Raw genomic sequence first — 3,960 nt, 5'->3', positions numbered from 1 at the left:
TCCAGAAAAGATTCTTCACCGAGGGTGTTCACCTTGAAGAACACCGCTTGACTGCCTCCTGCGGTGATGGCAGACAGGCGGATCGGACTGTCTCCATTCTGGAACAGGGTCAGCGTCAGGCTCAGGCGGTTGCCGCCTATCATGCTGTACCGCTCAAACACACGGACACTGCACCGGGCGTCGCCTTCTTTGAAGTCACTGCCTGCTTCCAGATCGGCCGACCAGCTGCTGTCCGGGATCTCCTGTTCCAGCTTCCGAAGCAGCTTGTCAAAGTTTTTGTTTCGGATGGTCTTTTCAAAGATTGCCATAATGGTTCCTCCGTTCTGACAATTAAAATTCAGCCCCTTATTTTTGATACGAGCAGAGCCACAGGAAAATTGCGGAGAAATCGCTTGAAGAGAGGAATTTTGTCTAATTTGATTATAGCATATCTTTTGGAAGAACAAAATACTTTATGTACGCCGCCCGTAGGCGGCAATAATCAGTCCGGGGGAAATTCCAATTCGGCAAACTCTGCATCGGTCAGCAGTTTCAACTTTTCGATAACACCCTCCGACAGTTCCCGCAGGGCGGTTTCATCGGGCATCAGGTAGCACTGCATGAGCCGCAGTTCGTGGATAAGCCCCAGCCGGGTGCCGGTGTTGTAGAGCATCATCAGCATCAGTTCTTCATGGTTAAAGTTCATGGCCGCTCCTTTCTTTTTTACATCCGCTGGGATTGCACTCCGGGGCATCGCACTTTTCCTTGAGATTCATCAGTACCGAATAGCGTTCCGGCTGCTTGTCCAGAAACCCCTGTAAATCTTTGAAGCCGATGCTGTCCACATAATGCACAGACACCTCGCCATTGCGTTTAAGTTCGATTACATCGCTGACCGACAGGCTGTGCCCCTCAAAATCCTGCGGACGGGAGATGTTGAACATCTGAAACAGTTCTTCCAGAACCTCGTTGTCCGGCACATCCTGCCACATGACGGGCAAATCAGCATAGTAGGTGACCTCATAATGCTCCAGATCTGGCGTTTTGCCTCGACGATTCAACTCCCGCATAGAAGCAAATCTTTCATCGAGGATTTTTTCGTCATGCCGCAGCTGCATCACCATATAAACATCGCACCCTGCGTTCAGAAACTTCTGCGGGATGTCTGTCATGGGTTCACCGTCAAAATTCTGGTTCCATTTTTGCTGCATTGCTCACCTCACAGTTCCGGCGCAGAACGTGCAGACGGTTTCGGCGCAGACTTATCACCTGCCAGTTCTGCCAGCTTTTCCAGTGTGGAAGGGCGATGGTCTGCACGCAGTTCCTCGGCTTCCGCAACTTTATCCATGACTGCATTGTAGTCCTGCAACAGCCGCCGCCCCTTTTCCATGTGGTGCGCTTCCAGAATCTGCTCACGGGCTTCCTGAATGGTCAGTTCCGGGGCATCCAACTGCCCACCGTCCATCACGGAATAATCGCTGTGGTAGAGGGTGTAGTCCCATCCATCCTCACAGGACTGGATGGCAAGGTAGCCTTTGCCGCCCAGTTCCCACGCCGCCTGCTCGTCCTGTGTCTGAATTTCGGGGTAGAAGTCGGCATGGTTCCGCTCCATGACCTCGGCAAACTGGCAGATGTGGAACACATTGCCCAAACCGCCCATGTCAAAGTGGTAATCATCCAGATGTTCCACCCGTGCCGTAAAACTGCGCCCATCCGGGTAATCCACCTGAATCACGCCGCCATCGGGAATGCGATAGAGGTCATCATAGTGGCTGTTGATGAGACGAATATCCTTCGGCAGCGTTTCCGGCTCCCAGATGCGCCGCCTGCCGATGCCCGCCTGCGGGATGTTTTCGAGGATCTTTACGCTTTCCTGTTGGATGACCTTGCGGTCATCGTCCGAAAGTTCAAACAGATACCAGTTCCGGGCAGCAGGGATGGTGTTTTGTCCATCTGGCGGCAGATTCTTTTCCGAGATCTGCCCACTTTCCAGCGGCTCGCCAGTTACCTTGTTATAAGTGGCAAAGCCGACCCCTGCACCGTTTTCCCGGAGATGCAGATAGCGTTCATCGTTGATAAGGTAGACCGCTTCTTTTATCTGCTCCATCAGCACCCACCTTCAAATTCCAGCGAAAACTTGCTGCGGCCATCGGCTTCACAGGACAGCAGCACGGTGGCATTGTAGGTCTTGCCCTTGGCACTCTTGCAGTCCTTCAAGCGGACACGACCATCCCGCAGCAGCTTGTCCGCCACATGAGCGTCCAGCCGCTTGCCCAGCCGCTTGAAGAACGCATTGTCCTTCCACAGCACAAAACGGCACTCCCGGTTCTCGCAGAACCAGCCCTTTTCGCGCTCCACGACAGGCTTCCCACAGTTCGGACAGACACCAATAATCTTGCTTTTCATAAGTGCATTCGCTCCTTTTTTCATTTCCGTGTTCTTTACCAGTTCGGTAATCATCGTATTGATCTCAGTCATAAATTCACCCGGCTCCATTTCGCCACGCTCGATTCGCAGTAGCTTTGTTTCCCAATCGGCGGTCATTTCCGGGGATTGGATTTCTTCGGGCATCACGGTAATGAGGGCTTTTCCCTTATCCGTGGGCAGTAACACCTTGGTTTTCTTGCTGCCTTTGCGCTCCAGAAAGCCCTTCTGTACCAATTTCTCAATGGTTGCGGCTCTAGTCGCCGGAGTGCCGATGCCCTGACGCTCCACGCCCTCCGGCATACTGTCTGCACCCGCTGCCTGCATAGCCGACAGGAGGGTATCTTCCGTGTAGGATTTCGGCGGGGACGTTTGCCCCTCTTTCAGTTCGGCACTGGCAACGCTGCACTGGCTCTGCTCCTGCACATCCGGCAGAACAGCCGCCTCTTTCTGCTTGCCCAGCAGTTCGCCCAGCATTTTCCGCTCCATAGCTTTCCACCCATCGGACAACACCACCTTGCCCTTTGCGGAGAATTCCTCTCCGGCGCAGATAGTGGTGAGCGTGGTTTCTGCATAGCGGTGCGGCTCACCTACGGCGCAGAGCAGCCGTGCAGCAATCAGCCGCAGGATATTCCGCTCCCCGGCAGGGAGGGCAGCAAGGTCTGCGTTTGCCATACTTTTCGTGGGCAACAGCGCGTGGTGGTCGGTGACTTTGCTGCCATTGATGACCTGCTGCACATGGATGGGAACCGGTTCCTTCACGGCAAACGCCCTGCCCGTGTCCGTCACCAACCCCGAAAGGGATGCCGCCATATCCTCCGTCAAAAAGCGGCTGTCCGTGCGGGGGTAGGTGATGAGCTGTTTTTCGTAAAGACTTTGGGCATAATCCAAGGTCTGCTGCGCCGTAAATCCCAACAGACGGTTTGCATCCCGCTGCAATGCGGTAAGGTCATAGAGCTGCGGCGGGCTTTCGGCTTTTTCCTTGCGCTCCATCTTCTGCACCGTGACACGTCCCTCCTTTCGGCATTTGGAAAGCAGCAGTTCGGCATCCGCTTTCTGGGCAATCCGTTTGCTGGATGTGGTGCCGCCGTCTGCAAGGGTCAGGGCAACCGTGTAGAATTTTTCTGGCACAAAGGCAGCAATGGCGGCTTCCCTCACCACGGTCATGGCAAGCACCGGGGTCATAACACGCCCCACCGCCAGCGGTTGACCGTACAGGCACGAAAAAAGCCGGGACGCATTGATACCGACCATCCAGTCGGCACGTTCCCGGCAGAGTGCTGCATTGTACAGCGCATCGTATTCAGTTGACGGTTTGAGGTGGGCAAAGCCCTCCCGGATGGCAGATTCCTCCATGCTGGACAGCCACAGACGAGAGAAGGGCTTTTTGCACCCCGCTTGCTGGTAGACAAGGCGGAAGATCAGTTCTCCCTCGCGCCCTGCGTCTGTAGGATAGTTCTCAGAGGTGACTTTTCTGACATTGTTACTCGATGGCATCCAATGGGCCGATAAAGCGGTAGAAAATCTGGATTTTCTGGACGTATTCGCCATCGACCT

The 3,960-nt window shown here is 54.4% G+C and carries 5 protein-coding genes; all 5 read right to left on the bottom strand.

Annotated elements, in window-relative coordinates; all coding sequences use genetic code 11:
* Positions 1-308: DUF6054 family protein (locus C7J97_RS14485; protein WP_113998246.1), on the bottom strand; the 308-nt coding region annotated here is incomplete at its 3' end.
* A gap of 173 nt (positions 309-481) precedes the next feature.
* On the bottom strand, positions 482-685 hold the full coding sequence (locus tag C7J97_RS14480; protein WP_097779582.1) for a transposon-transfer assisting family protein: 204 nt from the start codon (positions 683-685) through the stop codon (positions 482-484).
* A complete protein-coding gene (locus tag C7J97_RS14475; RefSeq protein WP_113993384.1) occupies positions 675-1,190 on the bottom strand; it encodes a YodL domain-containing protein in 516 nt (171 codons plus the stop codon). The genes C7J97_RS14480 and C7J97_RS14475 overlap by 11 nt, the downstream gene beginning before the upstream one ends.
* An 8-nt stretch (positions 1,191-1,198) precedes the next feature.
* The gene (locus C7J97_RS14470) at positions 1,199-2,086 is read right to left on the bottom strand and encodes an LPD16 domain-containing protein (RefSeq protein WP_113993383.1); all 888 of its coding nucleotides are present in this window, start codon (positions 2,084-2,086) and stop codon (positions 1,199-1,201) included.
* Positions 2,086-3,900 carry a DNA topoisomerase gene (locus C7J97_RS14465; RefSeq protein ID WP_113993381.1) on the bottom strand — a complete coding sequence of 605 codons (1,815 nt, stop codon included), beginning with the start codon at positions 3,898-3,900 and terminating at the stop codon, positions 2,086-2,088. Before C7J97_RS14465 ends, C7J97_RS14470 begins: the two co-directional genes overlap by 1 nt.
* Positions 3,901-3,960 lie beyond the last annotated feature (60 nt).

Source organism: Faecalibacterium prausnitzii (genome assembly GCF_003324185.1).
GTDB classification, from domain to species: Bacteria; Bacillota; Clostridia; order Oscillospirales; family Ruminococcaceae; genus Faecalibacterium; species Faecalibacterium prausnitzii.
This window is presented reverse-complemented; position numbering and strand designations above follow the sequence as displayed.